Genomic DNA, 23288 nt, shown 5'->3' on the forward strand with positions numbered 1-23288 from the left:
GGTTGTTGACCGCTCCTCCTATCGGGGCAGCCCCAGGGGCCGGGTCAACAGGTGTCGTGCGAGGTTCTCGAATTTTCTTCGCGGGCAGCTCGTTTATTTCGAGATCGCTAGCGATGGTGCGAAGGGCGAGCGATTGCCGGCCTGCCAATCCGTCGCGAAGGCGATGAACTCGTTGGCGGGCATCGGCTTGGCGAAGACATAGCCCTGCAGCGTCTGGCAGCCGAGACTGCGCAGGATGTCCACATGCGCGACCGTCTCTACCCCTTCGGCAACGATCTCTATACCCTGCGAGCGGCCGATCTCGATGATCGAGGCGACCAGCCGGCGCTGCGAGCCGGCGGCTTCGAGCGGGGCGATCAGCTTGCGGTCGATCTTCAGCCGCTTGGGCCCGAGTTCGAGAAGGCTGACGATCGAGGCGTGGCCGGTGCCGAAATCGTCGATCTCGATCTCGATTCCGAGCGCCTTGAGGCTGAGTATGGCGGACCTCAGCTCCTTGTCCTGATCTTCGAAGGAGATCGATTCGAGAAGTTCGAACGACAGGGTTCCGGGGGTGATGGGCAATTCGGTCAGCCGCTTGAACAGTCTTTCGTCCTTCAGGCGCTGCGCCGAGATGTTGACCGAGAGATGCGGGATGTCGAGCCCGAGGGCGCGCCATCTCGCATGCTGGAAGAGCGCCTTTTCGAGAATGATCGCATCGATATCGGCCGCCCGGTGCAGGCTTTCGGCGATCGCCAGGAACTTGTCCGGCGACAGCATGCCGCGTTTGGGATGCTGCCAGCGGGCCAGCGCCTCGACGCCGACGATGGCGAGCGAATGCGCATCGAACTGCGGCTGGAAGAACGGAACGATCTCGTCGCCTTCGAGTGCGGTCAGGAACTCGTCGGACATGCGCTTGCGCAGGACGGCGGCGGAGCGCAGTTCCTTGGAGAACACCTCGACTCGGTTGCGGCCGCGTTTCTTGGCCTCATAGAGTGCGATGTCGGCATTGATCAGCAGCTGGCTCAGCTCCTCGCCAGTCTCGCTCTGGCAGGCGATCCCGGCGCTGCAGCCGATGCGACATTGATGCCCGCCGATATCGATGGGGCGGGCAAGGGTGCTGACGATCGACTGGGCAAGGTATTCGGCCCGGCGCTGCGGTTCCGCGCCCCCAGTCACGACGACGAACTCGTCGCCGCCGATGCGTGAGGCGAACTCGTCGTGGTCGATGAGTTCGAGCAGGCGGGACGTGGCTGCCTTCAGGACCGCATCGCCGGCCGCATGGCCGAGCGTGTCGTTGACTTCCTTGAAGCGGTCGAGATCGATGTGGATGAATGCCAGCCGGTGATCCGCGGGCTGGCTTTGTCCGGCGATCATGAACTGGTCGAGGAAGCGTCGGTTTGGCAGGCCCGTCAAGGCGTCGTGTAGCGATTGATGCTCGAGCGTGCGCCTTGCCGAGCGCAATTCGTCGTTCTGCAGCTCGGCCTTCGTCTGCGCCAGCCGCAGTTCGGAATGCAGCGTGACGTCCCTGGTGACGTCCCAATTGGCGCCGACCATGCGCTTGACGCCGCTCGTGGTCCGGTAGGTGGCGCCGTGGGCACGGATGTGGCGAATCTCACCTTTGCCGGACACGACGCGAAACTCGGTGCGGTAGCTCGTTTCATCCCTGAGCGCCTGGCGGAAGCAGATTTCGGCAGCTTCCCTGTCGTCGGAATGCAGCGCATTGCGCCAATCCGTGTATTCGAGGACATCGCTGTCCGGCGGCGCGTCATAGAGTTCGCGCATGCGCTGGTCCCAGATCAGCGTGTCGCTCGAAGGTTCATATTCCCAGACGCCGACGCCCGAGGCCTGAAGCGCCAGTTCGAGGCGCTGGGACAGCGTTTCCAGCTGTTCCTCGCGCTGCTGCAGGGTGAGGATGTGGCCGTGGCGCTGCTTCATCAGCAGGCCCGCCCAGAGAAGCGGTGCGGCGATGCAGAAGGCAATCAGAAGGGCGGTGACCCGGAAGCCGACCATGTCCGGTGGCGAGGCCTGCCATCCGCCTTTGGGGACTGCGGCGAGGTACCAGGTGTCGTAACCGAGCTCGATCCTCGATTTGACGGGGTCTTGCGAAAATACGTCCCGGTTTCCGAGAAAGATGTCGTGCTCTGCGGGGATGGGCCGCTGCGAGATCGCGATGTCCAGCGCCTGGCGCTGGGTGTTGACATTGCTGTCCTTGTAAAGCCGGTCGAGATCGATGACCGCCGAAACGACACCCCAGAACCGGCCGTTGGCAAGCGAGAAGACCGGATAACGGGCAATCAGCCCCTGGCCGCCCTGGACCAGGTTGACCGGACCGGTGATGACGAGCGTCCGCCTCTCGACGGCCCTCATCACGGCATCCCTCTGCAGCTCGTTGGTGCGGTAGTCGAGGCCGAGGCTCTTCTTGTTCGGCTCCTCGGGATAGACCAGGCTGATCACCAGATCCTTGGCGCCGGCGATATTGCGCATCTGCGAGGGAACGCTGAAAATCCGCTCCGAAAGTGCGGTGAATTGCGGCTGGTTGATGTTCGGGTTGGCGGCAATCGCGGCGACCAGTCCGTAGATCAGGTTGACGTTGCCGTGAATATTGGTCTCAAGGCTCGCGGCCACCCGGGCGAGCTGCTCGGCTGCCTTGACCTGCTGGGCCACGTGGTACTGCTCGCGTTTCTCGATGTCGGCGCGAACGATCCCGACCAGCACTCCGGCAACAGCCAGGATGGCCGGGAAGAAATAGCCGAGGCCGAAGAACTGAAGACGGGACGATTTCGATTTCGTTATGAATGGCAGCGAGATCATGGGGATTTCCGGTGGTATCCCCCACTGTCGCCGACAAGCTTTAAGATTGTCTAATTTATCGCCGTATCGCTTGGATTAGGTGTCTATAGCGACGATCCAAGGACCGGCACGGCGGGAACAACGCTTGCCGCATCGACTATTGCCACCTGGCGCTCCTCAGGGAGGACATCTTTCGCGTCATCTGGGGTGCCTATACCGGGGCGCGCTCCGGCGCGCCCGGCCGGCGACCGTAGACGGCGACGGAATCGTATTTCTTCTCGTCGGAGGCCAAGGCCGTAGAAAGAAGAAGCTGGATCGACCGCAGCACCGTATGCCGGCGGCCCAAAGGATGGGCGGTATATTGGCGGGTTCGGTCGTAGATCGAGGCCTCCCATTGCCGCCAGCTCGCATGGTGGTGGCGGGTATAACCCATGTATTGGAAGCTGGAGAAGGTGAAGCCGCTGAGGCTGATCGCCTTGCGGAGACAGGCGGGCGTGAAGAAGTGGAGATGACGCGGCGCGTCGAACATGGCCGAGCAGACGCCGAGGCTTTTGAAATGGGTGGCCGCGCAGTTGGGCACTTCGCAGAACAGCATCCCACCCGGACGCGTCAGGAAGAAGGCCTTCTGCAGCGCCAGGCTCGGATCGCGGCAATGTTCCAGCACATGGGACATGATCACGAGATCGTAGCTCTGTCCTTTGAGATCGGCCGGAAGCTCCTCGCAGGTGCCCGCAAGCACCGTGATGCCCGCCTTGGCCGCCTCGGCTCTTGCCGCTGCATCCGGGTCGACGCCGATGACGTTGAAGCCGAGCGGCTTGAAACGGCCGAGGAGTTCACCGCCGCCGCAACCGAGGTCGCAGATCGAGGCGCCTGGCGGCAGATCCTTGGCGATGCGCTCGGGATCGAGTGACTGGCCCTTGTCGAAGCGCCAGGCGATGTGGTGCAACGCCCTGTCGAGGAGGGTCGGATTGACCTCCGCGAGATGGCTCTGCCCGTGGGTGTAATATTGGGCGGTATCATAAAAGGACGGAATTTCTTCCGAGCTGGGCATGGGGCTGACGGCGCCCAGCCCGCATTCCGTGCAGACGACGAAGTCCTTATGGGTGTTTTCGGTGCCCTTGATCGGGTCGAGTGGCATATGCGTCCACGGGGCAGTCTGCCCACCGCAGGAAAAGCAGGTCATCTCGTGCTCCGGCCAAAGATAGCCGCAATTTGCCGAGGATGCCGATCTTCAACAACATGCCCAAAATGATGATCTACCGATGGGGTATGTGGTTAAGTTTGGGAATGGCCCTCGCTAGTCCGCATGCGTCGCAGGTGCACACAACTCCGTTTCTGTACCGGAAGGGGGATTTCGGCGTGGCTATACTGCGTTGACCCGGTTCCTGCCGGCACGCTTGGAACGGTAGAGGCCGTCGTCGGCACGCTTCAGAATGTCCTCGGAGGAGGCATCCGTGGGCAGGAATTCACTCAAGCCGCCGCTGATCGTGGCATGATGGCCAAGCGTCTCCCGGACCTCCGTGGCGACGCGCTGGCGCAGCCGGTTGGCGATGACAGTGCCGTGCTCCTGGCGGGTGGCGGGCATGACCACGACGAATTCGTCGCCGCCGAGGCGGGCCAGGAAATCGGTCTTGCGCAATTCCTGGCGACAGACGCCGGCGATCGCCTTCAGAACCGCATCGCCCATCGCATGCCCAAGCTCGTCGTTGACGGTCTTGAAATGGTCGATGTCGAACATGAAGACCGATGACGGGATATGCTCCTCGCGAAAGAGCTCGAATTTCAGGGCGAGCACGTCCATCAGCTTGCGGCGATTGAAGAAGCCGGTCAGCGCATCGGTTTCGCTCTGATGGCGCAACTGGTTCTCGACGGCGTTCTTTTCCGTGATGTTGCTGGCGACCCAGACGACCGCATCCTCGCCGTCGACCTGGAAATCGAGCGCCTGGACGCGGCCTTCAAACCAGATCGCGTGGTCGGGACCATCCGCCTCCAGTCCCTTCACGTCGCTGCCGGAGAGGCTGTATTCGACGATATGCAGGGAACGCGAGGCGAGCGCCTTTTCGATTTCCCGTACGAAGCGGTGCGCCTTCTCGAAGACGAGGACGTCATGGACGCTCTTGCCGACGAGATTGCTGCCGTCATGATAGTAGCGGGTGTCCTTGCCGCCGAAGAGGGCGGCATAACGGCCGCTCCGGGTCAGGACGAAACAGGGATCCGGGAGCGCCGACAGAATGAAATAGAGCTGATCGCGGGAAAAGCAGGTTTCCTGTCCGATCTCGATACTTGGCGCTTGGTGAGCTGGCGATGCCGTCATTGAGTTCCCGGGGCGTTCGATGCGATCCGGACTGCGTGGCCGGACCGACCGGAAGCAACGGGCGCACGGTTCCGATGCTATCGCCAAACTCCTTCGAAATTATCAACAGATGCGAATATTCGCAGACATGAAGAGAGGGAGGCTGGCGCCGCGGCAAGGGCAAATGGCCGGCGGCGCCCAAGGCTTTCCGCCTCGGCCGTACCCTTTTGCTGCAAAGGCGCCTTGCCTTTGCGGGCAGGCTCATGCTCGATTGTGCCTTTCGAATTCACGAGTCCCCGCCCGTATGCTCAAGGATTTTTCCGTTTCGGCCCTGATGATGGGGCTGCTCACAGCCTTTGTCGGGTTCATCAGCTCATTTGCGGTCATCATGCAGGGGCTGCAGGCGATGGGTGCGACCGCGCCGGAAATCGCCTCGGCGCTTTTGGCGCAATCGATCTCCATGGGCTTGCTGGCAATCGTGTTTTCGAGCTGGTACCGGATGCCGATCAGCATCGCCTGGTCGACGCCGGGTGCGGCGCTGCTGTCCGGCATCAGCATGATCGAAGGCGGGTTCCCGGCCGTCGTCGGCGCCTTCGTGGTCTGCGGCGTGCTGATCATTCTCTCCGGCCTGTTCCGGCCGCTCAGCCGGGCGATCCGGCTGATCCCGGCACCGCTTGCCAACGCCATGCTCGCCGGTATCCTGCTCAGCCTCTGCCTCGCGCCGGTGAAGGCCGTCGCCTTCAATGCAGCGCTCGGCCTGCCGATCGTGCTGACCTGGATGGTCGTGGTTTCCAGGTGGCGGCTGTGGGCGGTGCCGGCCTCGCTCGGTGCGCTGGTCCTGGTGCTGATCTTCGGCGTCGACCTTGCCCCGGATGCGATGGCGCAGATCGGTGCGGCGATCCACCCGGACCTCACCTTCATCACGCCGGTCTTCACTCTGCACGGGGCGATCTCGGTGGCGCTGCCGCTCTTCATCGTCACCATGGCCTCGCAGAACATTCCCGGCATCGCGATCATGAAGGTGCATCACTACGAGCCGCCGCCGGGCGTTCTGTTTGCCGGCACCGGCATCTTCTCGATCCTCGGCGGGCTGGTCGGTGGCGTGCCGGTCAACCTGGCGGCGATCACCGCGGCGATGTGCGCCAGCGAGGATGCCCACCCCGATCCCGCTAAACGCTACTGGGCGGCGATCGTCGCCGGCTTCGGTTACATCGTGTTCGGCCTGATCGCCGGCGGCATCATCGCCTTCGTGTCGTTGGCGCCGCCAATCCTGTTACAGGCGGTGGCGGGGCTCGGCCTGATCGGCGCCTTTTCCAACGCGGCCTTTGCCGCTTATCGCGAGCCGCAGACGCGGGAAGCTGCGGCGATCACCTTCCTCGTGACGGCGTCGGGCCTCTCGTTCGCAGGCATTTCCGGCGCCTTCTGGGGGCTTGTCGCGGGTGGCGTGATGATGGGATTGCAGCGGGTGGTAAAAAACACCTAATATTCTTCAGGTTGTATTTTTCACCTTCCAGATCATTTCTGTGTGGCGAGCACGGGAAATGGAAAGGCAGCATTATGAAGACCATCACAGCCGCGGAACTTGATGAGAAGTTCGACAACGGCGAGGACATCAGCGAATATGTGGATTAGTCGAAGGCTACTCGTCCGGGGTTAGAACCCCAGCGTGTCGATATCGATCTGCCGGCCTGGATGCTGCGCGATCTGGATAAGGAGGCGGAACGGCTCGGCGTGACGCGCGAGTCTCTCGTGACACAGTGGATCACGGAACGACTTGAGATCTCTCGTCAATCAAAATAGCCTACTTGCCTCATCCGCCTTGCACGGTTATACACTTCGCTCATGACCATGACAGGCGCAATCATGTCCGACCGTTCGTCTACCCGCCGCTCCGCGGCCGGGACGATGGTATTTGCGCTTTCCTCGCTTCTTAGCCTCGACCTTACGCGCGGTTGCCGGGTCCGTTGAGGAGCGCCCGGCGGCCGAAAGCCCGCCCGGCATAAGAGCTCCTCTCACGAACATTCAAGACCAAGCCACAAAAGACCGCTAAAGGTCCGCATCGACGACGGCCAATTTCCCCCTGACGGATGCCGAGCGACGCGTGAAGCGAGAAGAGACGACGACAATGGACGCCAAGACTCATTCCCCGAAATCCGGCCATAAATCCGGCATGCCCGACGCGGCGGTGAAATACCGCTCCTATCCCCCCATCAACATTCCCGACCGCACCTGGCCTTCGAAGGTCATCGACAAGGCGCCGATCTGGTGTTCGGTCGATCTGCGCGACGGCAATCAGTCGCTGGTCAATCCGATGGGCCACGACCGCAAGGCCCGCATGTTCAAGCTGCTGCTCGATATGGGCTTCAAGGAAATCGAGATCGGCTTCCCGTCGGCCTCGCAGACCGATTTCGATTTCGCCCGCTGGTGCGTGGAAGAGGGCGGGGTGCCGGAAGACGTGTCGCTGCAGGTTCTGGTGCAGTGCCGGCCGGAACTGATCACCCGCACCTTCGAATCGCTGGAAGGCGCCCACAAGCCGATTATCCATTTCTACAATTCGACCTCCGAATTGCAGCGTCGCGTGGTGTTCGCCAAGGACGTCAACGGCATCAAGCAGATCGCCGTCGATGCCGCGAAGATGATCACCGACATGGCGGCGAAGGCCGGCGGCGGCTATCGCTTCCAGTATTCACCGGAAAGCTTTACCGGCACCGAGTTGGAAGTGGCGCTGGAAATCTGCAACGCGGTCACCGAGGTGATCCGGCCGACCGCGGAAGACAAGCTGATCCTCAACCTGCCCTCGACGGTGGAGATGGCGACCCCGAACATCTATGCCGACCAGATCGAATGGATGTGCCGCAATCTCGACAACCGCGAAAACATCATCATCTCGCTGCATCCGCATAACGATCGCGGCACCGGCATCGCCGCCACTGAACTCGGCCTGATGGCCGGCGCCGACCGTGTCGAAGGCACGCTGTTCGGCAATGGCGAACGCACCGGCAATGTCGACGTGGTGACGCTGGCGCTCAACATGTACACGCAGGGTGTCGATCCTGAACTGGATTGCTCCGATATCGAGCGGATCAAGGCCGTCTACGAATATTCCAACCAGATGGTCATTCCCGAGCGTCACCCTTATGTCGGCGAACTGGTCTATACGGCGTTTTCCGGCTCGCACCAGGATGCGATCAACAAGGGCATGAAGGCGATAAAGGTCGCCAACCATCCGGTATGGGAAGTGCCTTACCTGCCGATCGATCCGCGCGACGTCGGGCGCTCCTACGAGGCGATCATCCGCATCAATTCGCAGTCGGGCAAGGGCGGCATCGCCTATATCCTGGCGGAGGATTACGGCCTCAACTTGCCGCGCAACCTGCAGGTCGAGTTCCGCGAGGAAATCCAGCGGATCACCGACGAAGAGGGCGTGGAGCTTCCCGCCAAGCGTATTTATGAGAGCTTCATCGAGCGCTACGTGGAACAACCCGGCGCACGGCTGAAATTCGTCGACCACCATACCTATCCGGCGGGCACTGACCACAAGGGCATCCGCGTCGTCGCCGCCGAGATCATCGATGGCGGCGAGGTGAAGCGGATCGAAGGCAAGGGCACGGGGCCGATCGATGGCTTCATCAACGCGCTCTCGACTTATCTCGGCATAGAACTCTCGGTCGCCGACTATTCCGAACATTCGCTGCAGCACGGCTCGAACGCGTCCGCCATTGCCTATGTGGAGATGGAGCACCCGAACGGAAAACTCTTCGGCGCCGGTATCAACAAGAACATCGTCGCAGCCTCGCTCGAGGCGATCGTCTCGGCGGCGAACCGGGTGCTGGCGACGAAGGGGTAAGCCCTCGTTACCACATAGCTATAGGAGAGAAGCCGCCTGATTCTTCGGGCGGCTTTTTTGATTCGCAGGGCGGGATTACTTGCTCGACGTCGCGCTGGCGAACGCAAGGGCGGCGGCAAAGACGGCAAATGCGCCCACGATGAAGCTGACGACAACTATAGTTTCGATTGGCATGGTTGACCTCCACTGGTTTCAACGGAGGTTATGCCGAAGCCATGGATCCGGGATTGAGCTAGATCAACCGCGCCGCGGCCTAGATCAGCCCCGCAGCCTTGGCCGCGATATCGTCGAGATCGGCCGCCGAGGAGGGGCCGACGACCATGTAGGTGGCGAGCGGCGTGGCCCAGGAGACGAGGCTGGTGTCGTTGCGGATTTCCTCGATTGAGCGGTTGCCCTCCGGCCGGATCTTGGTGAAGGAAATGGCGATCACGTCGCCGTCCCCATCGCCGTCGGTGCGCCGGTAGAGAAGCTGGCCGACCGGCGTACCGCCGGCGGCAAACAGGCGGGCGCCCTCAAAGGTCAGGCCGCTGTCGCTGAGATCGGGGATGCGGAAACCGACGCCGGTATTGGTGGTCAGCCATTCGAGGATATCGGCCGGCCGCTCGGCCGGGATTTCGGCGAGATGATTGGTCTGGCGCGCATAGAGGCGGTAATGGGCGATGATATCGTCCAGCCAGTCGCGGCTGCTGACGCCGGGCATGGAAAACGCCGAAAATTGCGCCGCGGCCCCATTGCCACCGATCATATAACCGATGCCGCCTCCGAGCACGAAAACCAGGGCGCAAGCGGCAATCGCCTGCAGGCCGGACGGTTTGAAGGAAAGCGTCGGACGCGGCGCCTGCGGCAGGCGTATGGCCCGGCGCGGCAGCGGCGCATTCTTGATCGTGCGCACCAGATCGAGCGGAACCGGTTCCTTCAGCATGTCGTCGAAGGCGCGCCGGCCGAGGTCGGCGCCGCGCTTCAGCGCATCGTGCAGGGACCGGGCCTGCGGGTCGTTGACCAGCAGTTCCTCGATATCATGCCTTTCCTCGTCGCTGGTCTGGACGTCGGCAAAGGCGGAAAGCCGCAATTCGAGTGGTGACGGCTGGGGGATGGTCATCCTCACGCTCTCCGCTCGTTCGTTTCCGCGGCGATGGCCGCCAGGCTGAGACGTGCGGCGCAAAGGCGGGTGGCGAAGAGATCGGGCTGGATGCCGAGGATGGCGGCGGCTTCGGCATAAGCAAAGCCTTCCACATCGGCGAGCAGAAAGACGCTCGCCAGCCCGTCCGGCAGACAGGCGAGCGCGTTCGACTGGCGGGCGTTTTCAGCCGAGGAAGCGTCGTCGGCGGCATTGCCCTCAGCGCGCCGACGCTTCTTTGCCTCATCGGTGAAGGTGCTGCGGATCATGCTGAAAAGCCAGCTTTCCAGCCGGCCTTCGCCCTTCCAGTGATGGCTCTTCTGGATTGCCCGCCCGGCTGCTTCACGCACCAGGTCATCGGCCTCGGCAGCACTTCCCGTCAGCGTCAGCGCAAAACGGCGCAGGCGCGGCAGGAGCGCTACGAGATCGCGCCGGATGTCGGTCAATGGGCTCGGTTGGGTCATGGATCGGGGCGAATTACCTATGATCTACTGCAATAACCAGAACGAGCTACTAGCTATGACGAGATTGTGGCGATTCCGCAACAATCACGGCATTGTTTCTACAACATTCTCGCCACTTGCGGAATCGACATGGTCGCGGGCTCGTGGCCGTAGAGAAGCCGGCTGTTGTCGAGCGCGACGCCGTCGCCCCGTTCGGTGAGGCCGTAGCGCTCGCAGAGCAGGTTCCAGGCGCCGGCTTCCCCGGACAGCGTGAAGAGATTGTAGGCAGCGCGCGGCTTGTGCCCGCCGGGGCCCTGGGAGGCAGAGGCAATGCCGACCACCGGCACGTTTCCGCTCTGGCTTCGCAGCCAATAGAGCGTGTTGAGGTGGGTATGGCCGTGCAGCACCAGTTCCGCGCCGCCCGTGGAGATCGCGGCCGCAAAACGCCGGATGCCGAGCATGCGCTTGTGCGACGAGGCCGCGCCCCGGATCGGCGGATGGTGGATCAGCACGACCCGGAAGAGGCCTTCCTCGCCTGCCTGCTTCAACAGGTTGACCGTTTCGCGCGCCTGCCGCGAGCCGTAATAACCCGACGCCGAAAAGGGTAGGGTGGCATTGGAGGTCGAGCATCCGATGATGGCGAGCGGACCGCGCCGGCGCAGGGTCGGGAAGATATGGTCGTCTTCGGGCCATTCGGCCGGATCGTCGTCGCTCTTGATGAACGGGTACCATTCGTTGACCGACTTGTCGTGCGCGCCGGGCACATAGGCGTCGTGGTTGCCGGGCACCACCGTCGTGTCATTGGGGTCGCCGATGGTACACAGCCACTCGCCGGCAAGCCGCGTCTCGATTTTGGTTGCCAGGTTGACGAGGTCGCCGGTGATGACGAGCTGATCCGGTTCGCGCGTCTTCAAATCGCTCAAAAGCAGGTCGAGCGTATTGACGAAAAGGTGCTTGCGCCGATTGCGGTGCCAGTTCACAAACCCGGTGATCCGCTTCGAGAAAAGCTCGCGAAGCGTGAGTTTTGGAAGCGGCCCCAGATGGATGTCGGAAATATGCGCGAATTTGAACATGGCGCACACATAACGCATGAGGGCGGAAATCGTTATCGATTTTCTGGACGCTCCCGGAGTTATGAATGAGCGGCGAAGGCGTGCCGGAAATCCGCGGTTTGCGCACCCGGATCGTCGTCTGGCTGCTGCATCGTGTCTTCATGATGACGCGCGGCATGACGCTCGGGGTGCGCGCCGCCTGCTTCGATGCCGAGGGCCGCATCTTTCTCGTTCGCCATACCTACGTCCCCGGCTGGTACATGCCGGGCGGCGGCGTCGAGCGCGGGGAGACGGCGATCGAGGCGCTGCGCAAGGAATTGCGCGAGGAAGGCAATCTGGAGATCCGTGGCGAGATCGTGCTTTTCCATGCCTACTACAACCGCAATGCCAGCAGGCGTGACCATGTGCTGTTCTATCGGGTGACGGTGGAGCAGACCACGCCGCGTGCGCCGGATCGCGAGATTGCAGAGAGCGGGTTCTTTGCGCTCGATGCGCTTCCGGAGGATACGACCGCGGCGACGCTGCGACGGTTGCGGGAGCTGAGGGGCGAGGCGGAGAGGGCGGATTATTGGTGAGAGGGTAAGCGAGGGATCCAAGGTGCCCCTCATCCGCCCTGCCGGGCACCTTCTCCCCGTTCTGACGGGGAGAAGGACAGATGCCGCACCGTCTCCCCCAACCTCAGGTTTTGGTTTGGAAGAGGCTGGGAGCTTGCCGCTTGCGTCCTTCGCCCCGCTTGCGGGGAGAAGGTGCCGGCAGGCGGATGAGGGGCGGATGCGTCTCTATCAAGCCGCCTGCTTCATCTTCTCCCGACCATGCGGCGCGTCGAGGTCCATCACCGGGCCGACGGGGACGATACCGGTCGGGTTGATGGTCCTGTGGCTCTCATAATAGTGGTGCTTGATGTGGAACAGGTTGCAGGTCTCGGCGACGCCCGGTTGCTGATAGAGATCAGCGAGATAGCCGGACAGGTTCGGGTAGTCCGCGATGCGGCGGATGTTGCACTTGAAGTGGCCGACATAGACCGGATCGAAGCGTAAGAGCGTGGTGAACAGTCGCCAGTCGGCTTCGGTCGTCGTTTCGCCGAACAGGTAGCGGCTGTCCGAAAGGCGCTTTTCCAGCGTGTCGAGCGTTTCGAACAGCCGGGTGACGGCGCCCTCATAGGCGTCCTGGGCGGTGGCGAAACCGGCCTTGTAGACGCCGTTGTTGACTGTGTCGTAGACGACCGCATTGAGTTCATCGATCTCGCTGCGAAGGGTTTGCGGATAAAAATCCGCCGTCGAGCCGGTCAGGCCGTTGAAGGCGCTGTTGAACATGCGGATGATTTCCGAACTTTCGTTCGAAACGATCGTGTTCTCAAGCTTGTCCCAGAGGACCGGTACGGTGACGCGACCGGAATAGTTGGGATCGGCTTTCAGGTAGACCTGGTAGAGGTAGTCCGAGCCGAACAGGTGGTCGCCGGTGGCGCCATCGCGTTTCTTGAATTCCCAGCCGTTCTCCAGCATCAGATAGTCGACGACGGAGACCGAGACGAGGTCCTCGAGCTTCTTCAGCTTGCGGAAGATCAGCGTGCGGTGCGCCCAGGGGCAGGCATAGGAAACGTAGAGGTGATAACGCCCGGCCTCGGCCTTGAAGCCGCCTTTGCCGGAGGGACCGGCCGAGCCATCGGCGGTCACCCAGTTGCGGAACTGCGATTCGGCCCGCTTGAAATGGCCCTTGCTTTCCTTGGTGTCGTACCAGACGTCCTGCCATTTTCCGTCGACGAGCCTGCCCATGGCGATCTCCTTGGAGTTTCCTTGAGGCCATAGATACGGCACCGGCCCGCGAATGCGAGACAGGATTTTATGAACGCTGTGTTTTTGCGTTGGACGTGCCGAAAATTTCCTGCTAGGTCGCTTTTCACATTTTTTCGGGATATCAACATTCAATGACCGAAGTACGGGCACTGCGACGACGCTGATCATCGACCACGACGCCGACAAAGGCGTCATCGATATCCCTTGTCCTGTCCGCTCTTTATCCTACGGCTTCGGTACCCTTATGTCCCAGCACAACCTTCTCTATAAGCACGACCTCGTTTACCTCACGGAAGACTCGTCTCATGACGAGGTCATCGAACTCATCAACGCGGAAGCCTTCGGCCCCGGCCGGCATACCCGCGCCGCTGCCCGCATCCGCGAGCAGGGGCCGCATGACCGCTCGCTCTCCTTCGTCTGCGCCGACGATGGCGAAACGATCGCCTCGGTCAGGATGACGCCGGTTATGGCGGGCACGGTGAAAGGCCATCTGCTCGGTCCGCTTGCGGTGCGGCCGTCGCACAAGAACCAGGGGATCGGCCGCGAGCTGGTGCGGATCGCCATCGAGGCGGCGAAACGCAAGGGTTCCGAAGCAGTCATCCTCGTCGGCGATCCGCCTTATTACGGCCCGCTCGGCTTCGAGAAGGTCGCCTATAACGCGCTGGAATTCCCAGGGCCTGTCGATCCGGGCCGGGTTCTGGTCGTGCCGATCGGCGATGATGTCCATCCGCGGCTGAAAGGCGTCATCGGCTGGCGCGAATAGGCCAATTCCTTTAAGCCTTTCGGGCAGATCGGTCGGCCATGCCGGCCGCACGATTCGAAAAGCGCGAGGGACAGGCGGATGGCAGCGATCACCATGGACGAGGCGCTCGACCGCGCCGGGGCGGGGACCTACCAGCGACGGCTGATGGGCATTTTTGGCCTCGTCTGGACGGCCGATGCGATGCAGGTGCTGGCGGTCGGCTTCACGGCCGCCTCGATCGCGGCGAGCTTCGGCCTGACTGTGCCGCAGGCGCTGCAGACCGGCACCGCCTTCTTCCTCGGCATGCTGCTCGGCGCGCTTGGTTTCGGCAGGCTCGCCGACCGGATCGGCCGCCGCCGGGTGCTGATCGTCACGGTTGCCTGCGACGCGGTGTTCGGCACGCTTTCCATCTTTGCGCCGGATTTCACGATCCTGCTTCTCCTGCGCTTCTTGACCGGCGCAGCCGTCGGCGGCACGCTGCCGGTCGATTATGCGATGATGGCGGAATTCCTGCCCGCCAGGAACCGCGGCCGCTGGCTGGTCCTGCTCGAAGGTTTCTGGGCGGTCGGAACGCTGATCGTCGCGCTCGCCGCCTGGGCCGCAAGCCTTGCCGGCGTCGCGGATGCCTGGCGTTATATTTTTGCGGTCACCGCCATTCCGGCGATCGCCGGGCTCGGCCTGCGTTTCCTGGTACCGGAATCGCCGCTCTACCTGCTGCGCTCCGGCCGCAACGAGGAGGCCAAGGCGATTGTCGAGCGGATGCTCGCTGTCAATGGCCATCCACCGCTCGGTGCCGGAACCAGTCTGATCTCGCCCCCGCCCGTGAAGGGGACCGGCATATTTTCCGGCGAACTGCGCCAGCGCAGCATCATGATCCTGGCGATCTGGTTCCTGGTTTCGGTGTCCTATTACGGCGTCTTCACCTGGATGCCGGCACGGCTTGCCGGCGACGGTTTCGGTTTCGTGCGCGGTTACGGTTTTCTGGTGCTGGTCGCGCTTGCCCAGATCCCGGGTTATGCGCTTGCAGCCTATGGCGTCGAAAAATGGGGTCGCAAGCCGACGCTGATCGGCTTCTGCCTGCTGTCGGCGCTCGGTTGCCTGATGTTCGTCGTAGCCCCCAGCGCCCTCCTGATCGGGGCGGCGCTGCTGATCATGAGCTTTGCGCTGCTCGGCACCTGGGGTGCGCTTTACGCCTACACGCCGGAACTCTATCCGACCGCGTCGCGGGCGACCGGCATGGGAGCCGCCGGCGCCATGGCCCGTCTCGGCGGCCTGCTGGCGCCCTCCCTGGTCGGTTATGTCGTGGTCCAGGGTCTCGGCCTGACGATCGGCATTTTCGCCGGCCTGCTGGTGATCGCGGCGATTGCCGCCACGATGATCAATGCCGAGACGCGCCAGGTCTCCCTGGCCTAAGGCCGGTCAGAACCGCTTTTCCAACCACGTCACCGAATGGCCTCCTTCGAGGCCCTTCAGCGTGCCGATCTCGGTGTAACCCTGCTTGAGATAGAGCTTGAGTGCCTCGGGATTCATCGTGTCGATATAGGCGCCGATCGCGCCGCGGGCGCGGGCTTCGGCCTCCGCCATGTCGAGCATGCGGGCGGCAAGGCCGCGGCCGCGCAGCTCGTCCGGGATGTAGAGCATCGAGATATAGAGCCAGCCGCGGCCAGTATAGCCGGTCAGCCCGCCGATGAGGTTGCCGTCGTCGTCAAGCAGCGGCACCGCCAGCTCCCGGCGGTTACTGGGGCCGAATGTCACTGCATTGTGGGTCATCAGCCGTTCGAGGATGAAATCCTCCTCGTCGGCGGTCATGCCTTCGATGATTTTCAGGTCGATATCCATGCGGCGCTTCTTCGTCCCATTTTCGGAGCGAATGGATAGACTACAGAGCTTTCCTGAGGAAGGTGCGGGTGCGGCCCTTCGGAAATTCCGGCAGCTCGCCGAAGACTTCGTAGCCCTGGCGCATATAGGCCTTGCGGGCGAGCGGGCTGAACGTGTCGATCCAGGCGCCATGGCAGCCGCGGGCGCGGGCTTCCTCCTCGGCTTGGCCCAGCAGCTTGCCCGCCATGCCTTCACCCCGCAATGTTTCGGGGATGAACAGCCATTGGGTGAAGAGCCAACCCCAGGCGGTGTAACCGGAAAGCCCGCCGATCACCTTGTCCTCGACATCGCGGATCAGTACGGCGAGGGCTTTACGCTCCGACGGGCCGACATCCGCGTCGTTGAAGGCGGTCAGCCCTTCGCCGATCACGGCCAGTTCCTCGGCCGTGGGCGAGGCGGTGACATCGATCTGCGTCATGCCTTTAGCGACCCTCACGCCACCACATGGCCGCGACTGCGAAGAGCAGGGCGGAGAGGCCGGCGAACCCGGCAAACAGCGGCAGCGTGTTGATGCCGCGCAGCACCGTTTCGTCGGTCAGGCGGATGACCATGCGATCGGGATCGTTGACGCGCACTTCGCCGCGTACCGGCAGGATATCCGGCAGCGAGATGCCGTCTCCGGACGCGACGCGGGTGACGAGGCCGCGGGTCTTGTCGGCATAGGGTTTCAGCGTCGCCTCGGTCGAGATCATCGCCTTGAATTCCGGCGCATCGACGGTGCCGACATGCACAAGCGTCGAGAATTGGCCATTGGTGACCTCGAACAGGCCGGTCTCTTCCATGCGGCGTTCCAGCCGGTACTGGCCGGGGCCGGCCGCGGTCATCGGCACCGTCTCTGTGCGGCCGGACGGGTATTTGATGGTCGCAGGCCCCGGATCGTCGCCGATCGTCTGGCGGGTCGCTTCGAGCGTACGGCCGACGGCGCGGGCGGTCAGTGCCTCTTCCTCGAGTTCCGGTTCCTTCATCAGCCAGTGGGCGATGCGGCGATAGAGCGACACATGCGGGCCGCCGCCTTCGAAACCGCGGGCCCAGAGCCAGCCCTGGTCGGAGAGCAACATGGCGACGCGGCCTTCGCCCTGGCGGTTGAGGACGAGAAGCGGACGGTCGCCGTCGCCTTCCATGACGGTCTGGCCCTGCGGCGTGTCGACGTCGATGGTGCGGAACCAGCGGCCCCAGGCAGGCGGGTTGGCGTTGGAGCCGTCGAGCCCGCGGGTCACGGGGTGTTTTTCGCCCTCCGGCGACAGATGCGGATAGAAGGCGGCGCTGTGGACCTCGCCGGTCGGGGCGGCCGGCAGGACCTGTTCGAGCGGCGTCGAGGCGATCGAATCCTCGCCGGCATGTTCGGGGCCGGCGGCGATCAGCAGCGCGCCGCCATTGTTCACGTATTGGGCGATGTAATCGTAATAGAGGATCGGCAGTACGCCGCGGTGCTTGTAGCGGTCGAAGATGATCAGGTCGAAATCCTTGATCTTCTCGACGAACAGTTCGCGGGTCGGGAAGGCGATCAGCGACAGTTCGTTGATCGGCGTGCCATCCTGCTTTTCCGGCGGGCGCAGGATGGTGAAGTGGACGAGGTCGACGGAGGCGTCGGACTTCAACAGGTTGCGCCAGGCGCGCTCGCCGGCATGCGGTTCGCCGGAGACGAGCAGCACGCGGAGATTCTGGCGGATGCCGTCGATGACGTGGACGGCGCGGTTGTTGGCGGTGGTCACTTCGCCGGGAAGCTCGGCGACCGAAAATTCCATGACGTTGTTGCCGCCGCGCGGAACGGTGAAGGAGAAGGGCGTCTCCTGGCCGGGCGTGGCGCGCAACGTCGCGGTCTGCTGGCCGTTCATGCGCACGGTAACCTGCGCCGGCCCGCCGCCGGTGCGGCCGTCGTCGAAGACCCGCAGCGTCAGTTCCTGTTCCTCGCCGACGATGCCGAAGCGCGGGGCACGGACCACTTCGACGCGGCGGTCGAATTCGTCGGGCTTGCCGGTGATCAGGCCATGGACGGGCGCGTTGAAGCCGAGGTCCTGGTTGATGCCCGGCAGGTCATGGATCTGGCCGTCGGTGAGGAATACCGCACCGCCGATACGGGCCGGGGGGACATCAGAGATCGCGGAGCGCAGGGCGGTGAAAAGCTTGGTGGACGGGGTATCGGAATCACCGTCATCGTCGACTTCGACAACGCGGGTTTCGATGCGCGGGTAGCGGGAGAACCGGTCCTGGAGGCTCGCGAGCGCCTCGTCGGTCTGTTGCTTGCGCTGGGCAGTATCCTGGCTCTGCGAACGGTCGACGATGATCGGCACCACCGTCGAAAGCTGGTCGCGGTCCTCCTGCAGCAGCGTCGGGTTGGCGAGCGCCAGAAGCAGGGCGGCGAGCGCCAGAGTGCGCAAGGTCGCGCCGCGAATGCCGCGCCAGAAGGCAAGGCCGGCGAGGATCAGCGCGAAGACGCCGAGGGCGGCCAGGATCGGCCAGGAGAAGAAGGGGGCGAATTCGATGGTCATGTTCGGCTGTCCTTACTGGCCAAGCCGTTCGAGAAGCGCCGGGACATGCACCTGGTCGGCTTTGTAATTGCCGGTCAGCATGTACATCATGATGTTGACGCCGGAGCGATAGGCATATTCACGCTGCATCTCGTCCGGGGGGACGGTCGGCAGAACGGGCCCACCCTGACTGTCGACGGCCCAGGCGCCGGCGAAGTCGTTGCCGGTGATCAGCAGCGGAGTGACGCCGTCGCCGCTGGAGGAGAGCTGGGCGCCGGTATTCTTGGCTTCCTGCCGCGCCTCGACCCAGAGCGGGCTGCCGGTATAGCGGCCGGGGAAATTGGTGAGCAGGTAGAAGGAGCGGGTCAGCACGTGGTCGGCTGGCGTCGGCTCCAGCGGCGGGATGTCGATATTGGCGAGGATCGCCTGCAGCCGTTCGCCATTCGGCGTCGCGCCGCCGCCGTCGAGCGAGGAATACTGATCGCGGGTGTCGAAGAGTACCGTGCCGCCGTTGCGCATGTAGGCGTCGATGCGGGAGATCGCCGCCTGTGACGGCATCGGCGCGGTGGCGGAAATCGGCCAGTAGATGATCGGGTAGAAGGAGAGTTCATCCTTGGTGATGTCGAGCCCGACCGGCGCGCCGGGTTCCAGCGTCGTGCGGTAGGTGAGGAACTGGCTCAAGCCTTCCAGGCCCTGTTCGGAAATGCTGTCGACGTCCCGCTCGCCTGTCACGACATAAGCGAGGTGGGTCGTGTCGAGGCGTTCGAGGATCTGCTCGTCGCCGGGCTTGGTGCCGGCGCCGGGTGCCATTTCCTGTGCTTGCGATTGGCTGGGCATCAGGGCGAAGAGCCCGAAGGCGAGGGCGGTGATCATCGCTGCGGCACTGCCGGCTGTCCGGCGGCGGGTCGGCACGCGGGAGAAGGCGCCATTCATGAAGAGCACCACGAGGCTGTCGAGGATCAGGAGCGCGAAGGCGGCTGCGAAAAGGGCGGGGCGGAGCGAGACGGCTTCGCCGCCGGCGAGGCCTTCTCGCACCAGCGGGCGACCGGCTGTGGTCGGATCGAAGCGGGCAATCACCGTCTTCGGCGCCAGCAGGTTGACGGCGGTGAAACCGTCCTCGGTGCCGTAGAGGCCTGGCGGATGGTCGAAGCTCGCGACCGGCACCTGATTGGCGGCGATCGCGATCGGCCGCGCCGTGCCGGTTTCGGTGGTCAGGATGCCGTCGGCGGTCAGAAGGCGGTAGGGAGCGAGTGTTGCGGCGGCATCCGAAGCAGAGCCGGATGAAGCGGCGCCGCCGGCGCGGGCGAGCTGAACGAGACGGCGGAGCATTTCGACGAAGTTGCCCGATAGCGGCAGGTTCGACCAGGTCGCCTCGGCGCTGGTGTGGAAGAGTACGATGCGGCCGGCTTCGACCTCCTTTTCGGTGACGAGAGGCGTGCCGTCGGCAAGGCTTGCCCAGGTGCGTTCCGCAAGGTCGGGCGTCGGTTCGGCGAGGACCTGGCGGGTGACGGTGATATCGGTGGCACGCGGCATGCCGGCGAACGCTCCGAAGCTCGGGAAATCGGCGAGCGATTGCGGCTCCGACCAGGACATGGCGCCGCCAAGCGCGCGCTCGCCCTGGCGCAGGATGACCGGCACCAGCGGATCGTCGGCGGGCGCTGCGGCAAGCCGTGGGCCGGCGAAGCGGATCAGCGTGCCGCCTTGAGCGATCCATCGCTGCAGCGGCGCGTAGGTTTCGGCCGGCAGGCGGCCGACATCGGCGAGGATGATCGCCGACGGATTGCCCTGCAGGATCTGCGGGATGGCGACCGAAAGATCGGCGGTGTTCGGCTGGATGACATCCGCATAGGGCAGCAGCGCGCGGCTGATGTAATAGAGCGGCTGGAGGAGCGGCTGGAAGTCGCTGCCGCTTTCACCGGCGAGAAGCGCGATGCGGCGGCGCTTGAAGCCGTCGTCGAGGAGATGCGCGGCGCCGGCGGTCGCGAGGCCATCGATGCTCAGCCGCGCGAAATCGTTGCGCAGCTCGAACGGCGAGGCGATCTCGGCTGTGGCGGTTCCCGAGCCTGCGGCAAACTGCAGCGTGCCGGAAGCGAGCGCACGGCCTTGCGCGTCGAGAGCATTGACGTTCAGCTGCTGCGCCGATGCCGTCGAGAGGCGGGTCGCCGTCACGTTCATGGCGGCGGCGTTGTTCACCGCGTCGGTCAGCGCCACGGCGCTGTGGCCGTCGCCTTCGATCAGCCGCATCTCGGCGGGCGAGAGGGCCGATAGCGCCGACATGGCGTCGTTGTCGCTGCCGGCGGCCATGCCGTCGGAGAGGAGGGCGAGCGTGCCGGGACGGGTGCCGCTCATCGCTTCCCTGATCGCCTGGGCGGCGCGGGCGCGATCGGGAACCAGCGGTTTGGGGCTGGCGGCCGTCAGCTTGTCGCGGGCAGCCGCTGCGCTGCCCGGCACGGCCTCATGGCTGGCATCGGCGGTAAAGGTGATCGACACCGGCACGTCGGCGCTTTCGGCGTCGTCGATCAGCAGGTTGGCGGTCTGGACGCGGCGCTCCCAGTCGGCGGCGGTCGCCCAGCCATTGTCGACGACAAGCACCAGCGGGCCGCCGGAATTCAGGGAGTTGGCACGCGGATTCATCACCGGGTCGGCGATCGCAAGAATCACGGCTGCGGCCAGAGCCATGCGCAGCAGCGTCAGCCACCAGGGGCTTTTTGATGGCGTCTCCTCCCGCTTGAGAACCGTTGCGAGAATTCTCAGCGGCGGAAAAACTTCCGCCTTGGGCCGCGGCGGGGTGAGCCGCAGCAGCCACCAGATGACCGGCAGGGCGATCAGGCCGAAGAGGATGGCGGGATTGGCGAAAATCAGCGCGCTCATGACCTGTCTCCGACCGGTTTCGCTGCCGGCAAGCCGGACAGATAGCCATGCACGGCAACCAGCGCCTCGGAGGCGAGATGATCGGTCCGATGGAAAACGAAGCTCCAGCCGATACGGCGCAGCGATTCACCGAGCGCATCGCGACGGGCGAAATAGGCGTGCTGGTAATCCTCGCGGATCATCTCGGCGCGGCCGGAGACGAGCTTTTCGCCGGTCTCGGGATCGGTGAACTCGGTGCGACCGGTATAAGGGAAGGTCTCTTCGGCCGGATCGGCGATCTCGACCACATGGCCGCGCAGGCCGCGGCGGCCGAGCGGGCCGATGCGCTCCATCACCCGGTCGGCGTCGTCGAGGAAGTCGCCGATCAGCACGATGTCGCTATGGCCGCGGATCATCGCGGTATCCGGGAGGCCTGTTGTCGGCGGCGCGTGCATGATCGAGGCAGCAAGCCGCTCCGCGGCGTTGCGGGCGGAAACCGGCTCCATGATGCCGGGGCAGCCGATCCGCTCGCCGGATCGAGCGAGGATCTCGGCCAAAGCCAGCATCAGCACCAGCGCACGGCTTTCCTTGGAGGCGATCGCGAGCGTCGACTTGTACATCATCGACGGCGACATGTCGGCCCACAGCCAGACGGTGTGGGCCGCTTCCCATTCGCGGTCGCGGACATAGGTATGATCGTCGCGAGCGGAACGGCGCCAGTCGATGCGCGACAGGCTTTCGCCTTCCGCATAGGGCCGGAACTGCCAGAAATTTTCGCCGATGCCGCGCTTGCGGCGGCCATGCCAGCCGGCAATCACCGTGTTGGCGATGCGCTTTGCTTCCACCATGCAGTCCGGCACCAGTGTCGCGCGGGCCTGGGCTCGGGAGAGGACTTCGCTACTGGGCGTCTGCTCTACGATCTGGCCAATGGTGGATGCCACGCAGGTTCCTTTCTAAGCCGTCGCAGCTTTAGCCGCGGGCCTGCTTCACCAGACCGGCGATGACGTCACGCACCGACATGCCTTCGGCACGGGCTGCAAAGGTAAGCGCCATGCGGTGTTCGAGCACCGGTTCGGCGAGCGCATAGATGTCGTCCAGCGACGGCGCGAGACGGCCTTCGTAAAGGGCGCGGGCACGGGCCGTCAGCATCAGCGACTGGCCGGCACGCGGGCCGGGACCCCAGGCAACGTGCTTGTCGGTATGGGCATTGCCGTGGCCGGGGCGGGCGGAGCGCACCAGCGAGAGGATCGCGTCGACCACCTTGTCGCTCACCGGCATCTGGCGGATCAGGGTCTGGATTTCCTGGAGCCGTGCAGCGTCGATGACGCCGCGCACCTTGGATTCCGACATGCCGGTGGTTTCGAGCAGGATCTGACGTTCGGCGGCCAATTCCGGATAAAGCACGTCGACCTGCAGCAGGAAGCGGTCGAGCTGCGCTTCGGGCAGCGGATAGGTGCCCTCCTGCTCCAGCGGGTTCTGGGTCGCGAGCACGTGGAAGGGGGCGGGCAGATCGTAACGCTGGCCGGCGACCGTGATGTGGTATTCCTGCATGGACTGCAGCAGCGCCGACTGGGTGCGCGGCGAGGCGCGGTTGATTTCGTCGGCCATCAAAAGCTGGGCAAAGACCGGGCCCTTGATGAAGCGGAAGGAACGGCGACCCGCATCGTCGGTATCCATGACTTCGGAGCCGAGAATATCGGACGGCATCAGATCGGGGGTGAACTGGATGCGGTTGGCGCCGAGGCCGAGCACGGTCCCCAGCGTGGTGACGAGCTTGGTCTTGGCAAGGCCGGGGACGCCGACCAGCAGCGCATGGCCGCCGGACAGGACCGCCAGCAGCGTGTTCTCGACCACCTTTTCCTGGCCGAAGATCACCTTGGCGATTTCGGTGCGAATGGCGGCGATGTCCGACAGGGCCATTTCGGCGGAGGCGATGATGGCTTTTTCATCGAGGACGCTATCGGTGGAATTCATCAGGCCCATGTCGCTCTCCATCATCCAGAACCGGCAGGCTTTCCAAGGCCGGGCTTATTCAT

At 63.9% G+C, this 23288-nt stretch carries 18 protein-coding genes; 5 read left to right on the top strand and 13 right to left on the bottom strand.

Annotated elements, in window-relative coordinates; translation table 11 throughout:
• Positions 1-93: 93 nt before the first annotated feature.
• The 3 genes from PMI07_RS23640 to PMI07_RS23650 all read right to left on the bottom strand — a co-directional run bounded on the left by PMI07_RS23640 (position 94) and on the right by PMI07_RS23650 (position 5083).
• A complete protein-coding gene (locus tag PMI07_RS23640) occupies positions 94-2790 on the bottom strand; it encodes an EAL domain-containing protein (RefSeq protein WP_024164084.1) in 2697 nt (898 codons plus the stop codon).
• A gap of 190 nt (positions 2791-2980) precedes the next feature.
• On the bottom strand, positions 2981-3952 hold the full coding sequence (locus tag PMI07_RS23645; RefSeq protein ID WP_007767147.1) for a class I SAM-dependent methyltransferase: 972 nt from the start codon (positions 3950-3952) through the stop codon (positions 2981-2983).
• Positions 3953-4132: 180 nt separating this feature from the next.
• Positions 4133-5083, bottom strand: coding sequence for a sensor domain-containing diguanylate cyclase (locus tag PMI07_RS23650; RefSeq protein WP_007767145.1), 951 nt, complete (start codon positions 5081-5083; stop codon positions 4133-4135).
• A gap of 283 nt (positions 5084-5366) precedes the next feature.
• Here PMI07_RS23650 and PMI07_RS23655 point away from each other — a divergent pair, with 283 nt between their 5' ends.
• Together PMI07_RS23655 and leuA are read left to right on the top strand one after the other, a co-directional pair.
• Positions 5367-6545, top strand: coding sequence for a benzoate/H(+) symporter BenE family transporter (locus PMI07_RS23655; protein ID WP_007767142.1), 1179 nt, complete (start codon positions 5367-5369; stop codon positions 6543-6545).
• A 642-nt stretch (positions 6546-7187) separates the two neighbouring features.
• Entirely contained in the window at positions 7188-8909 is a 1722-nt protein-coding gene (gene leuA / locus PMI07_RS23660; RefSeq protein ID WP_007767136.1) for a 2-isopropylmalate synthase, read from the top strand.
• Positions 8910-9162: 253 nt separating this feature from the next.
• Here the strand turns inward: leuA and PMI07_RS23665 are convergent, their stop codons facing one another.
• The 3 genes from PMI07_RS23665 to PMI07_RS23675 form a co-directional block, all read right to left on the bottom strand.
• Complete coding sequence (locus PMI07_RS23665; protein WP_007767134.1) at positions 9163-10008, bottom strand: anti-sigma factor; 846 nt, start codon at positions 10006-10008, stop codon at positions 9163-9165.
• 2 nt (positions 10009-10010) lie between these two features.
• Positions 10011-10490, bottom strand: coding sequence for an RNA polymerase sigma factor (locus tag PMI07_RS23670; RefSeq protein WP_007767133.1), 480 nt, complete (start codon positions 10488-10490; stop codon positions 10011-10013).
• Between the two features lie 98 nt (positions 10491-10588).
• Positions 10589-11542 (bottom strand): metallophosphoesterase, encoded by a 954-nt coding sequence (locus PMI07_RS23675; protein ID WP_037088032.1) that lies wholly within the window; start codon positions 11540-11542, stop codon positions 10589-10591.
• A gap of 65 nt (positions 11543-11607) precedes the next feature.
• On the opposite strand from PMI07_RS23675, the gene PMI07_RS23680 reads away from it, so the two are divergent.
• Positions 11608-12096 carry an NUDIX domain-containing protein gene (locus PMI07_RS23680; RefSeq protein ID WP_007767131.1) on the top strand — a complete coding sequence of 163 codons (489 nt, stop codon included), beginning with the start codon at positions 11608-11610 and terminating at the stop codon, positions 12094-12096.
• 207 nt (positions 12097-12303) lie between these two features.
• Here PMI07_RS23680 and PMI07_RS23685 read toward each other — a convergent pair whose 3' ends face one another.
• On the bottom strand, positions 12304-13293 hold the full coding sequence (locus PMI07_RS23685; protein ID WP_007767130.1) for a glutathione S-transferase family protein: 990 nt from the start codon (positions 13291-13293) through the stop codon (positions 12304-12306).
• Between the two features lie 265 nt (positions 13294-13558).
• Between PMI07_RS23685 and PMI07_RS23690 the strand changes: the two genes are divergently transcribed.
• A complete protein-coding gene (locus tag PMI07_RS23690; protein WP_007767126.1) occupies positions 13559-14077 on the top strand; it encodes an N-acetyltransferase in 519 nt (172 codons plus the stop codon).
• 78 nt (positions 14078-14155) lie between these two features.
• On the top strand, positions 14156-15469 hold the full coding sequence (locus tag PMI07_RS23695; protein WP_007767119.1) for an MFS transporter: 1314 nt from the start codon (positions 14156-14158) through the stop codon (positions 15467-15469).
• A 6-nt stretch (positions 15470-15475) separates the two neighbouring features.
• On the opposite strand, the gene PMI07_RS23700 is transcribed toward PMI07_RS23695, so the two are convergent.
• From PMI07_RS23700 to PMI07_RS23725, 6 genes are read right to left on the bottom strand one after another with little or no spacing between them, the layout of a single operon-like run.
• Complete coding sequence (locus PMI07_RS23700) at positions 15476-15895, bottom strand: GNAT family N-acetyltransferase (protein ID WP_007767115.1); 420 nt, start codon at positions 15893-15895, stop codon at positions 15476-15478.
• A 40-nt stretch (positions 15896-15935) separates the two neighbouring features.
• Positions 15936-16352: a GNAT family N-acetyltransferase gene (locus tag PMI07_RS23705; protein WP_007767113.1), complete on the bottom strand. Its 417-nt coding sequence runs from the start codon at positions 16350-16352 to the stop codon at positions 15936-15938.
• A gap of 4 nt (positions 16353-16356) precedes the next feature.
• Positions 16357-18423, bottom strand: coding sequence for a hypothetical protein (locus PMI07_RS23710; protein WP_007767111.1), 2067 nt, complete (start codon positions 18421-18423; stop codon positions 16357-16359).
• Positions 18424-18435: 12 nt separating this feature from the next.
• A complete protein-coding gene (locus tag PMI07_RS23715) occupies positions 18436-21273 on the bottom strand; it encodes a DUF4159 domain-containing protein (RefSeq protein ID WP_024164085.1) in 2838 nt (945 codons plus the stop codon).
• Positions 21270-22193 carry a DUF58 domain-containing protein gene (locus PMI07_RS23720; RefSeq protein ID WP_007761782.1) on the bottom strand — a complete coding sequence of 308 codons (924 nt, stop codon included), beginning with the start codon at positions 22191-22193 and terminating at the stop codon, positions 21270-21272. Before PMI07_RS23720 ends, PMI07_RS23715 begins: the two co-directional genes overlap by 4 nt.
• Before the next feature lie 28 nt (positions 22194-22221).
• Positions 22222-23235: a MoxR family ATPase gene (locus PMI07_RS23725; RefSeq protein ID WP_007761786.1), complete on the bottom strand. Its 1014-nt coding sequence runs from the start codon at positions 23233-23235 to the stop codon at positions 22222-22224.
• Positions 23236-23288 lie beyond the last annotated feature (53 nt).

The sequence above is a fragment of the Rhizobium sp. CF080 genome, from assembly GCF_000282095.2.
Lineage (GTDB): Bacteria > Pseudomonadota > Alphaproteobacteria > Rhizobiales > Rhizobiaceae > Neorhizobium.

Coding starts and splice junctions, on each gene's coding strand:
- PMI07_RS23640 (WP_024164084.1), bottom strand. CDS start 2,790: ATGATCTCGCTGCCATTCATAACGAAATCGAAATCGTCCCGTCTTCAG.
- PMI07_RS23645 (WP_007767147.1), bottom strand. CDS start 3,952: ATGACCTGCTTTTCCTGCGGTGGGCAGACTGCCCCGTGGACGCATATG.
- PMI07_RS23650 (WP_007767145.1), bottom strand. CDS start 5,083: ATGACGGCATCGCCAGCTCACCAAGCGCCAAGTATCGAGATCGGACAG.
- PMI07_RS23655 (WP_007767142.1), top strand. CDS start 5,367: ATGCTCAAGGATTTTTCCGTTTCGGCCCTGATGATGGGGCTGCTCACA.
- leuA (WP_007767136.1), top strand. CDS start 7,188: ATGGACGCCAAGACTCATTCCCCGAAATCCGGCCATAAATCCGGCATG.
- PMI07_RS23665 (WP_007767134.1), bottom strand. CDS start 10,008: ATGACCATCCCCCAGCCGTCACCACTCGAATTGCGGCTTTCCGCCTTT.
- PMI07_RS23670 (WP_007767133.1), bottom strand. CDS start 10,490: ATGACCCAACCGAGCCCATTGACCGACATCCGGCGCGATCTCGTAGCG.
- PMI07_RS23675 (WP_037088032.1), bottom strand. CDS start 11,542: ATGTTCAAATTCGCGCATATTTCCGACATCCATCTGGGGCCGCTTCCA.
- PMI07_RS23680 (WP_007767131.1), top strand. CDS start 11,608: ATGAGCGGCGAAGGCGTGCCGGAAATCCGCGGTTTGCGCACCCGGATC.
- PMI07_RS23685 (WP_007767130.1), bottom strand. CDS start 13,293: ATGGGCAGGCTCGTCGACGGAAAATGGCAGGACGTCTGGTACGACACC.
- PMI07_RS23690 (WP_007767126.1), top strand. CDS start 13,559: ATGTCCCAGCACAACCTTCTCTATAAGCACGACCTCGTTTACCTCACG.
- PMI07_RS23695 (WP_007767119.1), top strand. CDS start 14,156: ATGGCAGCGATCACCATGGACGAGGCGCTCGACCGCGCCGGGGCGGGG.
- PMI07_RS23700 (WP_007767115.1), bottom strand. CDS start 15,895: ATGGATATCGACCTGAAAATCATCGAAGGCATGACCGCCGACGAGGAG.
- PMI07_RS23705 (WP_007767113.1), bottom strand. CDS start 16,352: ATGACGCAGATCGATGTCACCGCCTCGCCCACGGCCGAGGAACTGGCC.
- PMI07_RS23710 (WP_007767111.1), bottom strand. CDS start 18,423: ATGACCATCGAATTCGCCCCCTTCTTCTCCTGGCCGATCCTGGCCGCC.
- PMI07_RS23715 (WP_024164085.1), bottom strand. CDS start 21,273: ATGAGCGCGCTGATTTTCGCCAATCCCGCCATCCTCTTCGGCCTGATC.
- PMI07_RS23725 (WP_007761786.1), bottom strand. CDS start 23,235: ATGGGCCTGATGAATTCCACCGATAGCGTCCTCGATGAAAAAGCCATC.